Origin of the sequence: Streptomyces wuyuanensis (assembly GCF_900103455.1) — a bacterium.
In the GTDB taxonomy this organism is placed as follows: domain Bacteria; phylum Actinomycetota; class Actinomycetes; order Streptomycetales; family Streptomycetaceae; genus Streptomyces; species Streptomyces wuyuanensis.
Window position 1 is genome coordinate 59,895 of sequence record NZ_FNHI01000020.1, and the last position, 20,243, is coordinate 80,137.

A 20,243-nucleotide genomic window follows, 5' to 3' on the forward strand; every position below is an offset into this window, starting at 1 on the left:
GCGCCGCACTCCGGGGGGATGTCCCGGCGACGGAGACGGTGTGGGGCGTGCCCGGCTCCGGCCGGACTCCGAGGCGCGGACACCGGCCCGCGCGGACTGCTGCGCGGACACCGGCCCGCGCGGACTGCGAGGCGCGGAGACCGGGCCGCGGATGCGGGCACCCGGCCGTGCCCGGCCCGCCCGGACTGCGGGAAGCAGCCGGCGGCCCGGGATGCGGGCGACGGCGGGCCCGGCACCGCCGAGTCGCCCGGGGCCCGCAGGGCGGCTTCCGGACACCACGCGCACCGCGCCCTGCCCACCGCTCGGGCCCGGTCGCCCCCGCGGACCCGGCGCGCCCGGCCCGCCCGCGGCGCCCCCGGTAGCGTGGAGGAGTGGAGCGATCGCACGGCCGCGGAGCCGTCTCCGGCACCGACGACCCGTCGTTCCCGGCCCGTCAGGCGCCTCGCTGCACCCGCCTGGACGAGCTGGACGACATCGTCACGCGGTGCCGGGCGTGCCCCCGGCTCGTCGCCTGGCGCGAGGAGGTGGCCCGGGTCAGACGCGCCGCGTTCCGCGACTGGGACTACTGGGGGCGCCCGGTCCCCGGCTTCGGCGACGCGGACGCGTCCCTCGCCGTCGTCGGTCTCGCCCCGGCGGCGCACGGCGCGAACCGGACCGGCCGGATGTTCACCGGCGACGCGACCGGCGACTTCCTCTTCGCCGCACTGCACGAGATCGGCCTCGCCTCGCAGCCCACGTCCCTGCACGCCGGGGACGGGCTGACGCTGCGCGGCGTCCGGCTGACCGCGCCCGTACGCTGCGCCCCTCCCGAGAACCGGCCGACGGCGAACGAGCGCGACGCCTGCCGTTCCTGGCTGTCGGCGGAGCTGCGACTGCTGGCTCCCCGCCTCCGCGCCGTGGTCGCGCTGGGCGGCTTCGGCTGGCAGGCCCTCCTCCCGGCGATCCGGGACACCGGGCGGCCGCTGCCCCGGCCGCGTCCCGTCTTCGGCCACGGCGTGCACGTCGTCCTGCCGGCCGGCGAGGGCCTTCCGCATCCCCTGCACCTGCTCGGCAGCTACCACCCGAGCCAGCGCAACACCTTCACCGGCCGGCTCACCTTCCCGATGCTCGTCGGCGTGCTGCGCCGGGCCGCCGAACTCGCGGAGCTTCCGACCGGCCGCTGACGCCGGTCGCTCGTCACGCCCGGCCGCGCGTCACGCCCGGCGACGGACTGATGACCGCCGGCGATCACCGCCGGTCGGAGGGCGTACCGCCGTCCGGCGAGGTCCGCCGGGAGGGACGGGCGGGTGCGTGACGTGGGCAGTGCCGCTCCCGCGTCCGCACAATGGGTGCCAGGAGGCACCCGGTACCGTCCACTCTTCGCGGTGGGCCGGTCTCCGGCGGCCCCAGGCGGAAAGGAACGTGCGGTGCCAGCTGGTCGGCCGCGGGCCGACACCGATCCCGGTCCGCTCCGGTCGGAACCCGGAGCGCTGCTGGAGCACGTGTCCGTCGCGGTCTTCGGTGTCGACGCGGACGAGCGGATCTGCTTCTGGGGTCCGGGGGCGGAGGACCTCTTCGGGCACGACCCGGAGGGTGCGCTGTCCGAACCGGCCGGCCTCCTGTTCCCCGAGCCCCCGCCGGGCACGCCCGGCGCCGCCGAGGGCCTCACACGGCGGGCCCGGACGCTCGGGTACTGGCGCGGCAGGCTGTCCGCCCGGCACCGCGACGGCACCGTCTTCGGGTGCGGCTTCCGGGTCTTCCCCGTCACCGGGCCGACTGGCTCCTCGGTCGTCCTGGGGCTGGCCGCCCGAGGCGACGAACTCGACCGGGTGAAGACCAATCTGGCCTTCCTGGACGCCCTCTTCGAGACCTGCCCCATCGGGCTGCTGATGCTCGACGAGGACCTGCGCTACGTCCATCTCAACCAGGCCCTCGCCGACATGGACGGCATGCCCGTCGAGGCCCACCTCGGACGCCCCATGGAGGAGATCATGATCACCTCCGACGGCGGGGAGTACGAGCGGATGGTCCGCGCCGTCGCGGCGGAGGGGCGGCCTGTGGTCGGCACGCTCGTGGGCCTGCGCACACCGGGCCGGCCCGACCGCGACCAGGTGCGGTCGGTGAGTCTGTTCGCGCTCAGCCAGGCCGGCGACACCCGGCCCGGCCTGGGCGGCCTGATGGTGGACGTGACGGAGCGGGAGCAGGCCATCCTCGCGGCGACGGCGGCCCGGCAGCGCCTGGCCCTGCTCGACCGGGCGACGGCCCGGATCGGCACGTCGCTGGACGTCGACGTCACCGCGCAGGAGCTGGTCGACGCGGCGGTACCGGACTTCGCCGACGCCGCCGTGGTGGAACTCGTGGACTGGATGGACGAGCCCGAGGTGTTCGACCCCCAGCTGCCCCTGGTCACCCACCGGATCGCGTCCGGCACCGTGCTGCCGCCGCCGGCACCCGAGCTGGTGGGCGGCCTCGAGACGGTCAGCTATCCCCCGGGGTCCAGGATCCACCAGGTGCTGCGGACGGGCCGGCCGGTCTGCTTTCCCGTCGACGAGCAGTTCGCGACGACGACCGTCCTCGAGCCGGCCCGCGCACGCATCCTCCTCGAGAGCGGCCTGGCCTGCATCGTCATCACCCCGCTCATCGCCCGGGGAACCGTCCAGGGACTGACCGTGTTCGGCCGCTCCCCCGCCCGTCCGGCCTTCGACGATCAGGATCTGAGCCTGGCCTCGGAGCTGTCCTCCCGCGCCGCGCTGTGCCTGGACAACGCCCGCCTCTACAGCCGGGTGCAGGCCATCGCCCTCACACTGCAGCGTGCGCTGCTCCCCACCAGCCTGGCGGCCAGTCCCCATGTACGCGTGGCCCACCGCTACGTGCCGGGCAGCCATGCCGCCGAGGTGGGCGGCGACTGGTACGACGTGATCAATCTGTCCGGCGACCGTGTCGCCCTCGTCGTCGGCGATGTGATGGGGCACGGGGTGCGCGCCGCCGCGGACATGGGACGGCTGCGGATCACCGCGAAGACGCTGGCCCGGCACATCGAGGAGCCGGACGTGCTCCTCGCCGAACTGGACGCCTGCGCCCAGGAGGCGGGCATCGAACTGGCCACCTGTCTGTACCTGCTGTACGACCCGGGGAGCGGCCGGGCCCGTATCGGCAACGCGGGCCATCCGCCGCCGCTGGTGCGCCGGCCGGACGGCACGGTGGAAGCGGTGGACGAGGTGCTGGGCGTGCCGCTCGGCGTCGGTGGCCATCCGTTCGCGACGACCGAGATCGACCTGTCGGCGGGCGCCACCGTGGCCCTGTACACCGACGGTCTCATCGAGGCACGGGGCAGGGACATCGACGAGGGCACGGCGCGGCTGCGCGCCGAACTGGGCCGCGCCTCGGGCCCGCTGGAGGAGGCGGCGGACCGGATACTCGCCCGTCTCCTGCCGGGGCCGCCGCACGACGACACGGTGCTGGTCCTCGCGCGCGTGAGACGGCCGGACCGATCCGGCGGTCCACCGGCGTCCTGACCACGCCGACTTACCCGCGGAAACACCTTTCCCCGCCGGTCCCGCTGATCCACCATGGGCCTTTGTTACGGGCAAGTGAACCGGAGCGCCCCGGGCGGGGCGGGCCGGCCATGCCTCGGGGGACGAGGAGACGCAAGGGTGCCAGAGCTCCACAACGCCGGTCCGCTGCACACGCACGGGCAACCGGACGACTCCGCGCTGTCGGACGCGGAGCTGGGGGAACGGATACGCTCCGGTGCCCCGCGCGCCGATCCGGCGATCCAGGAGCTCAAGCGCCGCCATCTGCCGGCGGTCCTCGCCTACGCCAGGCTCTGCGGCCGCAACCAGACCGCCGGCAACCAACTGGCCGTCCAGGCGCTCCGGCTGGCGTCGGACGAGGCCGGCCGGGGCATCGAGCCCCGCGGGCAGTGGCGCCACCATCTGCTGATACTCGTGCGGCGCGTCGGCACCGAGTGGGCACGCGGCGGCCGCCGGGCCAGGCTCTCCGCCGACTTCGCCGCATGGACCGACGCGACCGCCGACGCCGGGACCGGTACGGTCCCCGACGGGGGTGAGGTGCCGGCCGGCGCGCCCGGCCCGGCGCCGGATGTCTCCGCGGCCGTGCTCGCCGCCTTCCACCGGCTGCCGGCCCTGACCCGGGGTGTCCTCTGGTACGCCGTGGTGGACCAGGAACCCGACTCCACGGTGGCCGGCTATCTGGGCGTCCGCGCCGACCTCGTCCCCGATCTGCGGCTCCGGGCGCCGGAGTCGATGCGCCAGGCCTTCCTCCAGGCGTACCTCGAACGGGGCGACAAGCGGTGCCTGGGCTACCGCAGGATCATCGAGGCGGCGGCGCGGCCCGTGGACAGGCGGCGCAGCGGCGATCTGACGCTGCATCTGGCCGAGTGTCCGCGCTGCACCCGGGTGGTCGCGGAGCTGAGCCGGATGACGGACAACCCCCGGATGGTCTTCGCCGAGCACCTGCTGGGCTGGGGCGGCGCGGAGTACACGGCTCGGCTGCCGGTGTCCCGGATGCCCGCGGCCGTACCCGCCCGGGGCCCGGCCCCCGGGAACGCGCCCGTGGCCGGGCCGGTGAGCGGGCCGGTGGTCTCGGCCGGCGAGATGGCGGCCGAGACGACCGCGGCCCCCGAGCGGCCCGGGCAGCCGACTGCCGGGGCAGCGCTGTGGTGGGGCCTGCGCCTGCCCTCCCGGTCCGTCCTGCTGATCGCCGCCGCCGTGGTGGTCGCGGCCTCCGCCGCGACGGGGACCGCGCTGGTGGCGGCTTCCGGGGACTCCGGCGCGTCGCGCGAGCCCGTGGCGTCGGCGCCCACGCCGGACGGGGCCATCCCCACCTTCGAGGCTCCGCCGCCGGTCCCGACGCTGTCGACGAGCCCCGGCGGCACGCACTCGGCGCGGCCCACGCCCTCGCCGACGCGCACCCCGCCCCCGGCCGCGTCCCGGCCGCCGGAGGCCGCGCCGACGAGGAGCGTCGTGCCGATTCCGGCGCCCATCGTCCCCGGGGCGGGCTACCACCCCGTGGTCAACGCCGGGACGGGATTGTGCCTCGACGTGGAGGACGGGGTGATGGCCAACCGCACCGACGTCATCACGACCGCCTGCAACGGCGCCACCACCCAGCGGTGGCGGCTCGAACCGAACGGTCTGCTGCGCAACAGCGCGGACCCCGAGTTCTGCCTCGACTCGCGCGGGGACACCGACCGCGGCGCGGGGATCTGGTCGTGCTCCTCCGTCGACGGCCGCAACGGCCTCAATCTGCAGTTCTCCGTCGACGGCGCGGGAGTGGTCAGTCCGCGGATCGACCCGGACTTCGCCCTCGAACCGCTGGGCGGTTCCCTGGGGTTCGACCGGCTCGACGGCGACGCCGACCAGCGGTGGAACGCCGGCACCTCGGGGTAGTCCGTTCGGGCCGTGCGGACCTTCAGCGTGTGGGTGGCGCCGTAGCCGCCGCCGAGGTCGCCGAACGTCGCGGTGAAGACGGCACCCGTCTGCGCCGGGATCACCGAGGGCGCCTTGGAGAGCACGGCGGTGACCCGGTGCCGCCAGATGAGGGTGAGGCCGCGGAGACGACCGCCGTGCCGTCGCCGCGCTGCCGGATCTGCACGTTCACCGGTGCGCTCGCGGTGAGCGTGCCCACCGTTCCGGCGCTCCAGAAGTTGACGCCGGTGAAGGCCCGCGAGGGGACGCGGACGCCTTGGCGAGGATCCTCAGCCAGTCGCGGTCCAGGGCCCGGGCGCCGGTGCGCGACGCGCTCGCGCCGGGCATCAGGACGTACGCGTACGAGGCGTCCCGCGGGTCGGTGCCGTGGTCGTGCCAGAGCGTCAGATGGCGGCGGGTGAAGGGCTGCGGCGAGTTGCCGGCATTGATGTCCTTCCAGGCGCCGGTGCGTTCCTCCCGGAGGGCGCTGAGGGTCGCGCCGCCGGGGAGGACGTAGCCCGCGTGGCCGTCGATGTGTGACCAGCGGGTGCGGACCCGGGTGCCCGTCCAGCCGTGGTGGCCGGGGTGGCTGGTGGCGGTCCTTCAGGGCGGCCGCTCGGCCCGACGGGTGACGGCCATTCGGCCCCGCGCGGGTTGCCGGACCGGTGGGGGCGAAGTGGTATCGGGACGAACGCTTCCGACGCAGACGACGCCGGGTGTCGCGGCGGCAAAGGATGAGCATGCACATACCCCGATCCCCAGCCGCCCGCGGGCGCTTCGCCGCGATCGCCGTCGCCGCCACGATCTGCGCCTCCGTCATCAGCGCCCCCGCTCCCGCCCCGGTCCGGGCCCCGGCGCCCGCCCGCTCCCCCGCCTCCGGACCGGCCGACGGCCCGGCCCCGCCGGGCGCCGTTCCGGCCCTCGACTGGAGCTCCTGCGCACAGGCCCCCGGCTTCGAGTGCGCGACCGCGAAGGCCCCGCTGGACCACAGCCGGCCCGCCGGGCGCGCGGTGGACCTCGCCGTCATCAGACACCGGGCCACGGGGCCGGCGCCTCGCCTCGGCACCCTCTTCTTCAACCCCGGCGGACCCGGAGGGGCCGGAACGCAGGCACTGCCCCAGTGGTACGAACTCTTCCCCGAGGAACTCCGGCAGCGGTTCGACATCGCCAGCTGGGACCCGCGCGGGGTCGGCGAGAGCACCGCCGTCCGCTGCTTCGCCACCACCGACGAGGCGTACGAGTGGCTGGAGCGAATACCCTTCGGCTTCCCCGTCGGCGAGAGCGAGGCCGAGGCCTGGGTCGACGCCTATTCCGACCTCGGCCGGCTCTGCGAGCAGCGCGACGCGCAGTTGCTGCGGCACGTCTCCACCACGGACACGGCACGCGACCTGGACCGGCTCCGGCAGGCCGTGGGCGACGAGAAGCTCAGCTTCCTCGGCGTGTCGTACGGGACGTTCCTGGGCGCCACGTACGCCAACCTCTTCCCCGACAAGGTCCGGGCGATGGTCCTGGACAGCAACATCGACCCGCAAGTCTGGGTGGACCGCGGCCCCACCGCGGAACCACGGCTGACGACGTTCCTGCGGGAGGACGTCGACCTGGGGTCGGCCGCGACCCTGCGGCAGTTCCTCGACCACTGCGGGCGCGCTCCCGCGGACCGCTGCGCCTTCTCCGCCGGAAGCCCGGAGGCGACCCGAAAGAAGTTCGAACGGCTGATGCTGCGCCTCCAGGAGCGGGCGCAGGGATCGTGGACGTACGCCAGGACCGTCACCACGGCGCTCAGCAGCCTGTACGCCGTGGATCCGGGCTGGTACGACCTGGCCTGGGCGCTGGAGGATCTGTGGGAGTGGCGGCCTCCGCAGGAAACCCCCGCACCAAAGGGACCGTTGCCATACCCGGCGTTCGAGCAGATCGAGGCGATCCGCTGCTCGGAGAGCCCCAATCCGCGCGATCCCCGGCGCTACCCGGAGCTGGCGGAGTTCAGCTACGGGCGGGCCGGCGACCTCGGGCGGGCCGTCGCCTGGGCCAGCGAGCCCTGCGCCACCTGGCCGGCGACGGCCTCCTCCCCGTACACGGGCCCGTGGAACCGGCCCACGGCGAACCCCGTGCTCGTGGTCAACACCACGTACGACCCGGCGACTCCGTACCAGGGCGCGCTCGCGATGACCCGGCAGCTCGCGAACGCCCGTCTGCTGACCGTCGAGGGATACGGGCACTCGTCCGTCGTCAACCCGAGTCTCTGCGTGGACGACCACGAACGCCGCTATCTGGTCGACGGCGTCCTGCCACCGGAGGGAACCACCTGCCGGCAGGACGTGCGACCGTTCAGCGAGTCGCGGCCCCGGGGCGGCGTCGGCACCGGCGGCGGCGGAACGGCGGGCGGTGCGGAGGCGGATGAGGCCGGGCACGGCGGGAGGTGAGCGCGGGGAATCGAGTCGACGGGAGGTGAGTGGGAGAGCTTCCATCTGCGTGCTCCGGCCCGGTCGTCGGCGCCCGCCCATGTTCCGTCTCAGCCGGGACATGGTCGTACGGCCGCCGTGCACCCCGGGCTCGGCCGAGGACGTGGACAAGGAGCACCGGTGGCTTCCGCAGCTCGCCCCGAGTCTCCCCGCGGCCGTGGCCGCACCCCTCGGCAAGGGCCTGCGGGCCGGCGGATTCCCGTGGCCGTGGTCGGTCTACGGCCGACTGGACGGCGAGAACCCGGTCCCGGGCCGGTTCGCCGAATCCCGGGCGCTCGCCCGGGACCTGGCGCGGTTCGTCGCCGCGCTGCACCGGATCGGCCCCTCGGGCGGCCCCGCCTCCTACCGCGCCGAACCTCTCTCCGCACGGGACGCCGACACCCGCGCCGCGATCGGGGCACTGGGCGGAATCGTCGACGCGGGTGCGGCGGTCGCAGCGTGGGAGGCGGCGCTGCGAACCCCCGGGTGGGACGGGCCGCGCGTCTGGGTCCACGCGGATCTCCAGCCGGGGAATCTGCTGCTCGCGGAGGGACGGCTCGGCGCCGTCGTCGACTTCGGCGTCTGGGCCTGGGAGAGCCCGCGGTCGACCTGATCGTGGCCTGGTCGTCCTGACCGCCGAAGCGCGGCCCCTGTTCCGAGCGGCCCTGGGCGCCGACGAGGCTACCTGGGCGAGGGGGCGGGGGTGGGCGCTGTCGACCGCCCTGATGGAGCTTCAGCACGACCGGGGACGAACCCGAGGATGGCGGCCGTCGCCCGCCACGTCGTCCATGAGGTCCTCGGGGACCACCGGCCCCTCGGCCGGCCGTGGGCGTGCCGTCCGGACGGGGCCGTCTCGGGCGGGAGCGTATCGGGCGGGGGCGGGGGGCCTCCCGGTCCGTCAGTTCGGATCCGGACGGACCGGGAGGGCCGGCCTCGGGACGCGAATGCGGCGGGCCGGGCCCCGGCCCGGCCCGCCGCGGGTGGACTGCGGTGCGGCCGCGTCACCGTGTCGCGGTGCGGCCGCACCGGTGGGCTACCGGCGCGGGAAGCCGCCGCGGCCCCAGGAATCGAAGTCGACGACACGGCCGCGGCTGTCGCGCAGCGTGGCCGAGTCGCGGCTGTCCCAGACGTAGTTCCGGCGTCCCTGGTAGACGTCGTGCCGGGTGTCGAAGCCCCGGCCGGTGTGGACGCGGACGCTGGAGCGGGCGGGCAGGCGCAGGTCGTCGAAGCGGTAGCGGTTGCCGTCGCTGTCCGAGAGGGTCCATCCGTCGAGGTCGACGGCGCGGCGACCGTTGTTCGTCACCTCGACCCACTCCGCGTTCAGGCTGCGGTTGGACCGGAAGTCACGACGCGGGTTCTGGTGCTGGACCTGGCCGATGACGACCGAGGAACGCCGGTCACGGCCGAATCGGTCACCGTCGAATCTGTCGCGGTCGAACCGGTTCCGGTCGTCGTGGTGGCGGCTGTGGCCGGCGTGACGGTCGCGCCCGTCACGGCGGTCGTGCCCGTTGTCCGCGGAAGCCGGCACGGCCATCGCGCCGACGATCGCGCCGGACGCCAGGACCGCCGCCACGAGACGACGGACGTTACGGGAAGCAGACATGAGGATGCCCTTCACTTCAGTGCCCGCCCGGCCTGTGGGGCCGGCGGGCGGACCATGCACTCGGCCCTGTGCCGAGGCCGCACACATTGGCCGGGCAACACCCCCCATAAGCCCTCAAACCACCCCGTGTTACGAAATGCGGATATTTCCGTAACGCTCACCTGTATACAGCACGGACAATAGCGACATGACCTGACAAAACTTCTGCACCGTACAGCGACCCGTACAAGCATCAACAACAAGCGGTTGCGGTGCGCACCCGCCACCCCGTGCGCCACCCCACCCGCCGAACGGCTCGGACGCGGCGGTGTGTAACAGCCGCGCCGGTGGCGCGGCGCTCCGGCCGGCCCCGCTCCGCCGCCGTCTCGTCTCGCTGGTCGAGTCCGGCGGGCAGTGGCACCCTGAGAGGGGGTCGGGCCCGAGGAGATACGGGAGGGCCGATGGGACGAGACGTCCCGGCGCTGGTGTTCACCCGTGACGACCGCCGTCGGTACCGGAACAAGATGCAGGACTGTCTCGACACCTTCGCGCTGATGCTGCGCGAGTCACGGTTCGAGTCGGAGAGGCCGCAGGTCGGCCTGGAGATCGAACTGAACCTCGTCGACAGCGCGGCCGAACCGGCGATGCGGAGCACCGACGTGCTCGAGGCGATCGCCGACCCCGCCTGGTCGAGCGAGCTGGGCCGGTTCAATCTGGAGATCAACATTCCACCTCGCCGGCTGACGGCCGGCGGCCCCGACGCCTGGGAGCAGGAGATCAGGGACGCGCTCAACCACGCCGAGGACCGGGCCGCGCAGGTGGGCGCGCACCTGGCGATGGTGGGGATCCTGCCGACCCTGCAGCAGAAGGACGTGGGCGAGGCGGCGCTGTCGGAGAACCCGCGCTACCGGCTGCTCAACGAGCAGGTGTTCGCCGCCCGCGGCGAGGACCTGCGGATCTCCGTGGACGGCGTGGACCGGCTGCGGACGTACGCGGACACGATCACGCCCGAGGCCGCCTGCACGAGCACCCAGTTCCATCTGCAGGTCTCGCCCGACGAGTTCGCCGGGTACTGGAACGCGGCACAGGCCATCGCGGGCGTGCAGATCGCCTTGGCCGCGAACTCACCTTTCCTCTTCGGCAAGGAGCTGTGGCGGGAGACCCGGATCCCCCTGTTCGAGCAGGCGACCGACACCCGGCCCGAGGAGATCAAGGTGCAGGGCGTGCGGCCGCGGGTGTGGTTCGGCGAGCGGTGGATCAACAGCGTCTTCGACCTCTTCGAGGAGAACCTGCGCTACTTCCCCGCCCTGCTGCCGCTGTGCGACGACCAGGATCCGAAGGAGACGCTGGAGGGCGGCGACATCCCGGAACTGTCCGAACTCACTTTGCACAACGGGACCATCTACCGCTGGAACCGCCCGGTGTACGCGGTGACGAACGACCGGCCCCATCTCCGCGTGGAGAACCGGGTGCTGCCCGCCGGGCCGACGGTCGCCGACGTCCTGGCCAACGGCGCGTTCTACTACGGCCTCACCCGTGCCCTGGTCGAGGAGGAGCGCCCGGTGTGGTCGCGGATGTCGTTCTCGGCCGCCGAGGAGAATCTGCACACGGCCGCGCGGCACGGGATCGACGCCCGTCTGTACTGGCCCGGCATGGGCGAGGTGCCGGTCGCCGAACTGGTGCTGCGGCGTCTGCTGCCGCTGGCGCACCGGGGTCTGGAGCTGTCCGGGATGGACGCGCAGTGGCGGGAGCCGCTGCTGGGGATCATCGAGCAGCGTTGCGTCACGGGCCGTAACGGGGCCGTGTGGCAGGCGGAGATGTTCCACCACATCAACAGCACCGCCCATGTGTCCCACCACGAAGCGCTGCGGCGGATGACCCAGCAGTACATCGACTACATGCACCTCAACGCGCCCGCGCACACCTGGCCCGTCGACTGAGCGGCCCGGCTCGAGCCCGCAGCGGGCCCCGGCACGGCGGGGCGGCCGCGGCCGAGAGGCGCATCACGAGCGGCGGCACAGGAACAAACGATCGGTTACCGTCGTGGGGATGGCCACGGCCCGCAGGACCGTGGCCCGATGCGTCCCCGCAATGGATCGATCCGAGTGCCGCCCATGCACGCTTCTTCCCGCACCGTTCCCACCGCTCTCGCCGCAGCCCTCGTCGTCGTGCTGGCCGCCGGCTGCACCACCGCGTCCGGCGGCGCCCGGGCGTCCGACAAGCCCGCGGCAACCGCCGGCACCTCGTCGGCGGCCGCCCCGGCACCGGAGTCCCGCCCCTCCACCCCGCCGCCGCCGTCGACCGCCCTCGACCCGGCTTCCGTCCCGTCCGCCGGCGCCACCCCGAGGCCGCCCGGCGGCGCACGCACGCAGCCGGCCGAGCTGGGCATCCCGTCGATCGGCGTCGCGGACCTGCGCGTCGTCCCGTACGAGGGGACCACCGACGACTGGCCCGGGACGCGCATCCAGGACCGCGGCGTGGCCGCCAGCCCCTACGGCGAGCGGGGCGGGGTCGGACCGGGCGAGGTCGGCAACTACCTCGTCACCGCGCACCGGCTGTCCGCCGGCGGGCCGCTGCGCGACCTGACGTCGCTGGGCGTCGGCGATCCGGTCCTCCTGACCTCGGGCGGCAAGATCTACGAGTACCGGATCACCGAGCACCGGACGACGTCCTTCCGGTCCGCCCGGTCACTGGCCGAGCAGCGGGCCGCGGTGCCGGGCTTCCCGGGCAGGACCGCCACACAGGCGATGATCACGATCTCCACCTGCGCCACACCGGAGGACAACGCCGCGGGGAACTTCTGGCGCGACGACCGGAACAACCCGGAGCACCGGATCGACCGGGTGGGCGTGCTCACGGACGTGCGCGACGCCGCGGGCTGACCGGCCGGAGCGGGCTCCGTGCCGCGGCCAAGCGGCACGGTCGCGGGGCGTGTTGCGCCGATCTAGAGTTGGTCATATCAGACAAAACCGGCTGGTATTCCCTGCCCGGGCCCCCTGGGAGGGCCGATGAACCGTATCTCGGTGACCGTGGACGGCGTTGCCTACCAGGACGATGTGGAGCCGCGGCTGCTGCTGGTCCACTATCTGCGGGACCGCCTGGGACTGACCGGCACCCCCATCGGCTGCGACACCGGCAGCTGCGGCGCGTGCACCGTCGAACTGGACGGCCGCAGCGTCAAGAGCTGCTCGGTGCTCGCCGTCCAGGCCGACGGCGGCGAGGTCACCACCGTGCAGGGGCTCGGCGCCCCCACCGGTGGGCTCGACTCCCTCCAGAGGGCCTTCCACGAGAAGCACGCACTCCAGTGCGGCTACTGCACACCCGGAATGATCATGGCTGCCCGGGACCTCCTCAGGGAGAATCCGGACCCCACTCCCGACGAGGTGCGCCACGGCCTCGAGGGCAACCTCTGCCGGTGCACGGGCTACCAGAACATCGTCCAGGCGGTGCTGGCGGCAGCCCGCGAGGGGCAGGAGGCCAGGACATGACCGCCGGGCCGGCGGACCGGACGCACGAGCGGGAAGTGGGACGCGCCCGGGCCCGCAAGGAGGACGCGCACCTGGTCACGGGGCAGACCACCTGGACCGACAACATCAGCGTGCCCGGCATGCTGCACATGGCGGTGCTGCGCAGCCCCATGGCGCACGCCCGGATCGACCGGGTCGACGTCCCCCCCGCGCTGGAGCGGCCCGGTGTCGTCGCCGCGTTCAGCGGACGCGACCTCGCCGACGGGCTGGCCTCGATGCCGTGCGTGTGGCCGGTGACCGAGGACATCGTGATGCCCGACCATCCGCCGGTCGCCGTCGACGAGGTGCGCTACGCCGGGGATCCGGTCGCCGTGGTGATCGCCCGTGACCGGTACGCGGCGGCCGACGCCCTGGAGGCGGTCGACGTCGACTACACGCCGCTCGAGCCCGTGCTCGACCTGGAGGCGGCGCTCGCGGAGGGCGCACCGCTCGTGCACGCGGACAAGGGCACGAACCGCTGCTACGTCTGGCCGCTGACGACCGGTGAGGACTGGGACGCCGTGCGGGCCCGGGCCGACGTGGTCGTCTCCCGGCGGTTCCTCCAGCAGCGCCTCATCCCCAACGCGATGGAACCGCGTGCCGTCGTCGTGATGCCCATCGCCGCTTCCGGCGAGTACACGATGTACTCCGCGACCCAGATCCCCCACATCGTGCGGGTGCTGATGGCGATGGTCACCGGCATCCCCGAGCAGAAACTGCGGGTGATCGCCCCGGACGTGGGCGGCGGCTTCGGCTCCAAGCTCCAGGTGTACGGGGAGGAGGCCGTCGCGCTCGCCGTGGCGCGCACGCTCGGCCGGCCGGTGAAGTGGACCGAGTCCCGCTCCGAGGGCTACCTCGCCACCCACCACGGCCGCGGCCAGATCCAGGACGTCCAGGTCGCGGCGACCCGCGACGGAAAGCTGCTCGGACTGAAGGTCGACCTGCTCGCCGACATGGGCGCGTACCTGATGCTGATCACGCCCGGGACCCCGCTGCTCGGCGCGTTCATGTACCCGGCGATCTACAAGATGGACGCCTACGCCTTCACCTGCACCGGGGTCTTCACGACCCGGACGCCCACGGACGCCTACCGGGGCGCCGGCCGTCCGGAGGCGACGTTCGCGATCGAGCGCATGATGGACGAACTCGCCGCCGAGCTGGGCATGGACCCGCTGGAGCTGCGCCGGCGCAACTGGATCCGCCACGACGAGTTCCCGTACACCTCGATCGCCGGACTCACCTACGACAGCGGCGACTACGAGGCCGCGACGGAGAAGGCGCTGGCCCTGTTCGGCTACGAGGGGATGCGGGCCGAGCAGCAGGAGAGGGTGCGGCGCGGCGATCCGGTGCGCCTCGGCATCGGCATCTCGACGTACACGGAGATGTGCGGGGTCGCGCCGAGCCGGGTGCTGAGGGACCTGCGCTACGCGGCCGGCGGCTGGGAGACCGCGAACGTCCGCATGCTGCCGACGGGCAAGGTCGAGGTGGTCACGGGAACGAGTCCGCACGGCCAGGGCCATGTGACGTGCTGGAGCCAGATCGCGGCCGACGTGCTGGGCGTGCCGTTCGAGGACGTCGAGGTCGTGCACGGCGACACCCGGGCGGCGCCGCAGGGGATGGACACCTACGGTTCTCGCTCCCTGGTGGTCGGCGGTACGGCGGTCCACGAGGCGGCGCAGAAGGTCGTGGAGAAGGCCAGGAGGATCGCGGCCCATCTGCTGGAGGCCGGCGAGGACGACCTCGACTTCGCGGAGGGCGTGTTCTCGGTCAAGGGCTCTCCCGACGCGCGGCGGACGATCCAGGAGATCGCGTTCGAGGCGTTCTCCTCGCACGACCTGCCCGACGGCATGGAACCGACGATCCACGCCGACCACGTCGTGGATCCGGACAACTTCTCGTACCCGCACGGAACGCATCTGTGCGCCGTGGACGTCGACACGGAGACGGGCCACACCCGCATCCGCTCCTATGTGTGCGTCGACGACGTGGGCCGGGTGGTCAACCCGGTGATCGTCGAGGGCCAGGTGCACGGCGGGCTCGCCCAGGGCATCGGCCAGGCGCTCTACGAGGAGGCCGTCTACGACGCCGACGGGAATCTGACGTCCGGGACGATGGCCGACTACCTGGTGCCGTCGGCGGTGGACCTGCCGGAGTTCACCACCGAGCGCACCGAGACGCCCGCCACCACCAACCCGCTGGGCGTGAAGGGCGTCGGTGAGGCGGGGACGATCGCCTCGACCCCGGCGGTCGTCAACGCCATCGTGGACGCGCTGCGCCCCCTCGGGGTGACGGACGTACCCATGCCGTGCACCCCGGAACGGGTGTGGCGGGCCATCCGGCAGGCCCGTGGCGAGGAAGACGCAGCCCCGACAGACCGGCGTCCGGAGGGCACGGTGCCGACGACGGGCCAGGCACCCGCCCCGAGCGAGGAGGGACTGGCATGATCCCCGCGGCTTTCGACTACAGGCGCCCGGAGTCGGTGGACGAGGCCGTGGCCGCGCTGGCCGAGGCCGGTGAGGACGCCAAGGTCCTCGCCGGCGGCCAGAGCCTGCTCCCGATGCTGCGGCTCCGGCTCGCCTTCCCCGAACTGCTGGTGGACGTGGGCAGGATCGACGAAATGCGCGGCGTACGCGAGGAGGAGGACGCACTCGTCATCGGCGCCATGACCACGCATCACGACGTGATGGCAGACCCACTGGTGCGGACGCACGCGGGGCTGCTCGCGGCGGCGACGGAGACGGTCGCCGACCCGGCCGTACGCAACCGGGGAACGCTCGGCGGGTCGCTCGCCCACGCGGATCCCGCCGCGGACCTGCCCGCGGTCGTCCTCGCGCTCGACGGCGAACTCGTCGCCACCGGACCGCGGGGCCGCCGGACGATCCCGGCGCGGGACTTCTTCACCGACTACCTGCAGTCCGCGCTGAACCCCGACGAAGTGCTGGTCGAGGTGCGGATCCCGAAGGCCGGGAACTGGGGGTTCCGCTACGAGAAGTTCCACCGCGCCGCACAGGCGTGGGCGGCGGTCGGCGTGGCGGTCCTCGTCCGCACGGACGGCGGGCGGATCGCCGAGGCGAGGATCGGACTCACCAACATGGGGCCGACCCCGGTACGGGCCGCCGCGGCCGAGGCGGCGCTCGCGGGCGCGGAAGGTCCCGAGGACGTGGCGCGCGCCGCCCAGGCAGCGGCCGAGGGCACCCGACCCTCCTCGGACCTGTGGGGCTCGGCGGAGTACCGCGAGCACATGGCCCGGGTGCTCACCCGGCGGGCGGTGCTCGCCGCGGCCGGGCCGGCCTGACGGGTGCCGCGCCGATGAGCGGGACGGCGACCGGGCCCACGGGGGAAGCCGGCGACGGCGCGCGACGGGCCGCCGGCCCTCCGGACAGCCCGGACGAGGTGCGGCGGCGGCTGGAGAACGTCGGCTATCTCGTGGACGAGGGCCTGGCCACGGCCTGCTTCCTGGCGCTCCGGCTGCACCGCCCGGTGTTCTGCGAGGGCGACGCCGGCGTGGGGAAGACCTCGCTCGCGGGCGCGCTCGCCGGGATGCTGGGCGCACCGCTGATCCGGTTGCAGTGCTACGAGGGGATCGACGCCTCGCAGGCCCTGTACGACTGGGACTTCCCCCGGCAGCTGCTGCACCTGCGCGCGGCCGAGGCGGCCGGGGTCACCGACGTGGAGGGGCTGGAGGCGGAGCTGTACGACCGGCGCTTCCTCGTCGAACGGCCGCTGTTGCAGGCGCTGCGGATCCAGCCCTCGGTGCTGCTCGTCGACGAGGTGGACCGGGCGGACGACGAGTTCGAGGCGTTCCTCCTGGAGCTGCTGTCGGAGTACTCGGTCACCGTGCCCGAACTCGGCACCCTGCGGGCCACCACGCCTCCCGTGGTGGTGCTGACGTCGAACCGGACGCGCGAGGTGCACGACGCGCTCAAGCGGCGCTGTCTGTACCACTGGTTCGACCATCCCGGCTTCGCCCGGGAGCTGGCGATCGTCCGCAGCCGGCTGCCCGCGGTGTCGGCCCGGCTCGCCGAGCAGGTCACCGCCCTCGTCCAGGCGCTGCGGTCGGAGGAGCTGGTGAAGCCGCCGGGAGTGGCCGAGACGATCGACTGGGCCGAGGCGCTGGACGCGCTGGGCGCCACGGAGCTGGACGCGGAGCTGGCCGTTTCGACGCTCGGGTCCGTGCTGAAGTACCGGGAGGACACGGAGCGGGCCCGGTCCATGGACCTCTCCGCGGTCCTCGCCCTGCGGGCGGCGGGGGCGTGAGGCCGATGACGGCGGTCGACGGCGGCGCCGCGGTGCTGGTCGGGTTCGCGCGTGCGCTGCGCGCGGCGGGACTGGACGCCGGGCCGGACCGGGTGCAGACGTTCCTGCGGGCGCTCGACGTGCTGGGGCCGCGGCGGCGGACCGACGTGTACTGGGCCGGGCGGCTCACGTTGTGCGGCGGCCAGGACGACCTGGACCGCTACGACCGCGTGTTCGCCGGCTACTTCGGGCCGCGCGCATGGCCCGAGGGACCGCGCGCCCGGCCGCTGCCGCCCGCTCCCCCGCCGCCGCGGCTCGTCGTACGCCCGACGGACCGCGTCCCCGGCGGCGCCCGCGAGGAGGACCGGCGGCCGGGCGCGGCGGCCGCCCTCGCCAGTCCGGCGGAGGTGCTGCGGCATCGTGACGTCGCCGCGCTGACGGCGGCCGAGCGCGACCAGGTGCGGCGACTGCTGGCCGCGTTCTCGCTGCGGGGCGAGCCGCGGCGCTCCGCGCGGCTGCGGCCGGCCCGCCGGGGCGTCGTGGATCCCCGGCGGACGGTCCGGGACTGGCTGCGCCGCGGCGGTGAACCGGCGCGACTGCGGCGGCGGGCGCGTGCCGAACGTCCGCGCCGCGTGGTGCTGCTGGTGGACGTCAGCGGGTCGATGGCCGCGTACGCGGACGCGTTGCTGCGGTTCGCGCACGCGGCGGCGCACCGCGGACCTGCCGGGTCGAGGTCGGCCACGGAGGTGTTCACCGTCGGCACCCGGCTGACGCGGGTGACGGCCGCGCTGGAGCACCGCGACCCGGACGCCGCGCTGGCGGCGGTCGCCGCCGCCGTTCCCGACTGGCGCGGAGGCACCCGGCTCGGCGAGATGCTGCGGGCCTTCCTGGACCGGTGGGGGCAGCGCGGGATGGCACGGGGCGCCGTCGTCGTGGTGCTGTCCGACGGCTGGGAGCGCGGCGACCCGGCCCTCCTCGCGGCCCAGATGCGACGGCTGCACCGGCTGGCCCACCGGGTCGTGTGGGCCAATCCGCGCAAGGCGCGGCCCGGTTATGCGCCGCTGGCGGCCGGAATGGCGGCAGCCTTGCCCAGTGTCGACGCGTTCGTCGAGGGACACAGTCTGGCGGCGCTGGAGCACCTCGCCGCAGTGGTGAGAGGAGCCGAGGATGCGTGAGATTCTGCCTGCCCTGGGCCGCTGGTACGCCGAGGGCGAGCCGTTCGGGCTGGCCACGGTCGTGTCGGTGAGCCGCAGCGCGCCGCGCGGGCCCGGCGCTGCGATGGCCGTCGGCCCGGACGACGAGGTCGTGGGCAGCGTGTCCGGCGGTTGTGTGGAGGGCGCGGTCTTCGAGATGGCGCAGGAGGTCCTGGCCGATGGCGCGGCGCGGCTGCACACCTTCGGGTACAGCGACGAGGACGCGTTCGCGGTCGGTCTGACCTGCGGCGGTGAGATCACGCTGCTGGTCCGGGCCGTCTCGCCCGGCACCGACGCGGTGTTCGGGGCGGTGGCCGAATCGGTCGCCGCGCACCGTCCGGTGACGGTGGCGACCGTGACCGACGGCCCGGCGCCGCGCGGCGCCACGCTGGCGGTGTGGGCGGACGAGGTGGCCGGGACGCTCGGCTCCGAGGGGCTGGACGCGGCCGTCGTGGCCGACGCCCGCGGCGGGCTGGCACAGGGCTCGACCGGCATGCGGCACTACGGGCCGCGGGGGCAGCGGCGCGAGGACGACGTCTCGGTCTTCCTGCACTCGTTCGCGCCGCCGCCGAGGATGCTGGTGTTTGGGGCCATCGACTACGCGGCGGCCGTCGCCCGGATCGGCGACTTCCTCGGCTACCGGGTGACGGTGTGCGACGCGCGCCCGGTGTTCGCCACGCCCAAGCGGTTCCCGGAGGGCGTCGAGGTGGTCGTGGACTGGCCGCACCGCTACCTGGACCGCACCGAGACCGACGCGCGCACGGTCGTCTGCGTACTGACGCACGATCCGAAGTTCGACGTGCCGCTGCTGGAGCAGGCGCTGCGCCGGCCGGCGGCGTACATCGGCGCCATGGGCAGCCGCCGCACCCACGACGATCGGACGAAGCGGCTGCGCGAGGCCGGGCTGGGCGAGGAGCAACTGGCCCGGCTGCGCTCGCCGGTGGGTCTGGACCTGGGGGCCCGTACTCCCGAGGAGGTCGCCGTGTCCGTGGCGGCGGAGATCGTCGCGCTGCGCTGGGGCGGGAGCGGCGCGCCGCTGGCGGAGACGGCGGGGGCGATCCATCCGCCCGGTTCGGCTCCCGGTGACTCCGGGACGCGGGCGGGATCTGCCGGCGTGTGACGAGGAACGGAGCGGAGCATGGAACTGCGGCACGAGTTCACCGTCCCCGTACCGGTCGAGGAGGCCTGGCGGGCGCTCCTCGACATCGAGCGGGTGGCGCCCTGTCTGCCGGGTACGACCGTCCAGGAGTTCGACGGCGAGAAGGTCAACGGCACCGTGAAGGTCAAGGTGGGCCCGGTCACGCTGACGTACCGGGGCACCGCCGTCTTCGAGGAGAGGGATGAGGCGGCGCACCGGATGGTGCTGAGGGCGAGCGGCAAGGAGGTGCGGGGGCAGGGCACGGCGCGGGCGACCGTCACGGCCGGGCTCACGGCCTCCGGCGAGGGGACGGCCGTGTCCGTGCACACCGACTTCGCCGTGACGGGGCGGCCGGCTCAGATCGGGCGGGGCGTGATGGCCGAGGTGGGTGACAAGCTCGTGGGCAGGTTCGCCGACTGTCTGGCCGGGGAACTCGTCCGGACGCCCGGCGCGGAGGCCGGGACGGGTACGGCGGCCGGCGAGGGCAGGGCCGCGGGGGCCACTGCGGCGGCGGAGCCCGGCGGCCCGTCCGCGCCGCCCGGGGGTACCAGTGCCGAGGTGGAGCCCGGCGGCCCCGCGCCTGCGGCGCGGGCGGAGGCCGGACCGGCCGGGGCCGCCGCGCCCATCGATCTCGTACGGACCGCGGGCCTGCCGGTCGCCAGGCGGATCGTCCCGGCGGCACTGGCTGCCGGGGCGGCCGCCGCCGCGGTGGCCGTGATCGTCCGGCGCCGGCGACACTGAC

At 74.3% G+C, this 20,243-nt stretch carries 16 protein-coding genes and 1 pseudogene; 14 read left to right on the forward strand and 3 right to left on the reverse strand.

What is annotated here, in order from left to right; all coding sequences use genetic code 11:
• Window positions 1–371 precede the first annotated feature (371 nt).
• The 3 genes from BLT82_RS26130 (at window position 372) to BLT82_RS26140 (ending at window position 5,390) form a co-directional block, all read left to right on the forward strand.
• Window positions 372–1,163, forward strand: coding sequence for a uracil-DNA glycosylase (locus tag BLT82_RS26130; RefSeq protein WP_093659063.1), 792 nt, complete (start codon window positions 372–374; stop codon window positions 1,161–1,163).
• A gap of 243 nt (window positions 1,164–1,406) precedes the next feature.
• Window positions 1,407–3,494 carry a SpoIIE family protein phosphatase gene (locus BLT82_RS26135; protein WP_093659065.1) on the forward strand — a complete coding sequence of 696 codons (2,088 nt, stop codon included), beginning with the start codon at window positions 1,407–1,409 and terminating at the stop codon, window positions 3,492–3,494.
• 138 nt (window positions 3,495–3,632) lie between these two features.
• The gene (locus BLT82_RS26140) at window positions 3,633–5,390 is read left to right on the forward strand and encodes an RICIN domain-containing protein (protein WP_093659067.1); all 1,758 of its coding nucleotides are present in this window, start codon (window positions 3,633–3,635) and stop codon (window positions 5,388–5,390) included.
• Between the two features lie 100 nt (window positions 5,391–5,490).
• On the opposite strand, the gene BLT82_RS38165 is transcribed toward BLT82_RS26140, so the two are convergent.
• Complete coding sequence (locus tag BLT82_RS38165; protein WP_244529631.1) at window positions 5,491–5,868, reverse strand: polysaccharide lyase beta-sandwich domain-containing protein; 378 nt, start codon at window positions 5,866–5,868, stop codon at window positions 5,491–5,493.
• Window positions 5,802–5,942, reverse strand: a pseudogene (locus BLT82_RS38170) (polysaccharide lyase family 8 super-sandwich domain-containing protein); the annotation flags it as partial. The gene BLT82_RS38165 and the pseudogene BLT82_RS38170, both read right to left, overlap by 67 nt.
• A 206-nt stretch (window positions 5,943–6,148) precedes the next feature.
• On the opposite strand from BLT82_RS38170, the gene BLT82_RS26150 reads away from it, so the two are divergent.
• Together BLT82_RS26150 and BLT82_RS26155 are read left to right on the forward strand one after the other, a co-directional pair.
• On the forward strand, window positions 6,149–7,828 hold the full coding sequence (locus BLT82_RS26150) for an alpha/beta hydrolase (RefSeq protein ID WP_093659069.1): 1,680 nt from the start codon (window positions 6,149–6,151) through the stop codon (window positions 7,826–7,828).
• 79 nt (window positions 7,829–7,907) lie between these two features.
• Complete coding sequence (locus BLT82_RS26155; protein ID WP_244529616.1) at window positions 7,908–8,459, forward strand: phosphotransferase; 552 nt, start codon at window positions 7,908–7,910, stop codon at window positions 8,457–8,459.
• Window positions 8,460–8,879: 420 nt separating this feature from the next.
• Here the strand turns inward: BLT82_RS26155 and BLT82_RS26160 are convergent, their stop codons facing one another.
• A complete protein-coding gene (locus BLT82_RS26160) occupies window positions 8,880–9,449 on the reverse strand; it encodes a lamin tail domain-containing protein (RefSeq protein ID WP_093659222.1) in 570 nt (189 codons plus the stop codon).
• Between the two features lie 440 nt (window positions 9,450–9,889).
• Between BLT82_RS26160 and BLT82_RS26165 the strand changes: the two genes are divergently transcribed.
• The 9 genes from BLT82_RS26165 to BLT82_RS26205 all read left to right on the forward strand — a co-directional run bounded on the left by BLT82_RS26165 (window position 9,890) and on the right by BLT82_RS26205 (window position 20,242).
• Window positions 9,890–11,368, forward strand: coding sequence for a glutamate-cysteine ligase family protein (locus BLT82_RS26165; protein ID WP_093659071.1), 1,479 nt, complete (start codon window positions 9,890–9,892; stop codon window positions 11,366–11,368).
• A gap of 174 nt (window positions 11,369–11,542) precedes the next feature.
• A complete protein-coding gene (locus tag BLT82_RS26170; RefSeq protein WP_093659073.1) occupies window positions 11,543–12,310 on the forward strand; it encodes a class E sortase in 768 nt (255 codons plus the stop codon).
• A gap of 126 nt (window positions 12,311–12,436) precedes the next feature.
• Window positions 12,437–12,916 carry a (2Fe-2S)-binding protein gene (locus BLT82_RS26175; protein ID WP_093659075.1) on the forward strand — a complete coding sequence of 160 codons (480 nt, stop codon included), beginning with the start codon at window positions 12,437–12,439 and terminating at the stop codon, window positions 12,914–12,916.
• Complete coding sequence (locus tag BLT82_RS26180; protein WP_093659077.1) at window positions 12,913–15,378, forward strand: xanthine dehydrogenase family protein molybdopterin-binding subunit; 2,466 nt, start codon at window positions 12,913–12,915, stop codon at window positions 15,376–15,378. Before BLT82_RS26175 ends, BLT82_RS26180 begins: the two co-directional genes overlap by 4 nt.
• Entirely contained in the window at window positions 15,375–16,229 is an 855-nt protein-coding gene (locus BLT82_RS26185; protein WP_093659079.1) for an FAD binding domain-containing protein, read from the forward strand. The genes BLT82_RS26180 and BLT82_RS26185 overlap by 4 nt, the downstream gene beginning before the upstream one ends.
• A 14-nt stretch (window positions 16,230–16,243) precedes the next feature.
• On the forward strand, window positions 16,244–17,191 hold the full coding sequence (locus BLT82_RS26190) for an AAA family ATPase (RefSeq protein ID WP_093659081.1): 948 nt from the start codon (window positions 16,244–16,246) through the stop codon (window positions 17,189–17,191).
• A 5-nt stretch (window positions 17,192–17,196) separates the two neighbouring features.
• Complete coding sequence (locus BLT82_RS26195; protein WP_093659083.1) at window positions 17,197–18,345, forward strand: vWA domain-containing protein; 1,149 nt, start codon at window positions 17,197–17,199, stop codon at window positions 18,343–18,345.
• Window positions 18,338–19,483: an XdhC family protein gene (locus BLT82_RS26200; RefSeq protein ID WP_093659085.1), complete on the forward strand. Its 1,146-nt coding sequence runs from the start codon at window positions 18,338–18,340 to the stop codon at window positions 19,481–19,483. Before BLT82_RS26195 ends, BLT82_RS26200 begins: the two co-directional genes overlap by 8 nt.
• A gap of 18 nt (window positions 19,484–19,501) precedes the next feature.
• Complete coding sequence (locus BLT82_RS26205; RefSeq protein WP_093659087.1) at window positions 19,502–20,242, forward strand: SRPBCC family protein; 741 nt, start codon at window positions 19,502–19,504, stop codon at window positions 20,240–20,242.
• Window position 20,243: the final 1 nt, after the last annotated feature.

Coding starts and splice junctions, on each gene's coding strand:
- BLT82_RS26150 (WP_093659069.1), top strand. CDS start 6,149: ATGCACATACCCCGATCCCCAGCCGCCCGCGGGCGCTTCGCCGCGATC.
- BLT82_RS26155 (WP_244529616.1), top strand. CDS start 7,908: ATGTTCCGTCTCAGCCGGGACATGGTCGTACGGCCGCCGTGCACCCCG.
- BLT82_RS26160 (WP_093659222.1), bottom strand. CDS start 9,449: ATGTCTGCTTCCCGTAACGTCCGTCGTCTCGTGGCGGCGGTCCTGGCG.
- BLT82_RS26165 (WP_093659071.1), top strand. CDS start 9,890: ATGGGACGAGACGTCCCGGCGCTGGTGTTCACCCGTGACGACCGCCGT.
- BLT82_RS26170 (WP_093659073.1), top strand. CDS start 11,543: ATGCACGCTTCTTCCCGCACCGTTCCCACCGCTCTCGCCGCAGCCCTC.
- BLT82_RS26175 (WP_093659075.1), top strand. CDS start 12,437: ATGAACCGTATCTCGGTGACCGTGGACGGCGTTGCCTACCAGGACGAT.
- BLT82_RS26180 (WP_093659077.1), top strand. CDS start 12,913: ATGACCGCCGGGCCGGCGGACCGGACGCACGAGCGGGAAGTGGGACGC.
- BLT82_RS26185 (WP_093659079.1), top strand. CDS start 15,375: ATGATCCCCGCGGCTTTCGACTACAGGCGCCCGGAGTCGGTGGACGAG.
- BLT82_RS26190 (WP_093659081.1), top strand. CDS start 16,244: ATGAGCGGGACGGCGACCGGGCCCACGGGGGAAGCCGGCGACGGCGCG.
- BLT82_RS26195 (WP_093659083.1), top strand. CDS start 17,197: ATGACGGCGGTCGACGGCGGCGCCGCGGTGCTGGTCGGGTTCGCGCGT.
- BLT82_RS26200 (WP_093659085.1), top strand. CDS start 18,338: ATGCGTGAGATTCTGCCTGCCCTGGGCCGCTGGTACGCCGAGGGCGAG.
- BLT82_RS26205 (WP_093659087.1), top strand. CDS start 19,502: ATGGAACTGCGGCACGAGTTCACCGTCCCCGTACCGGTCGAGGAGGCC.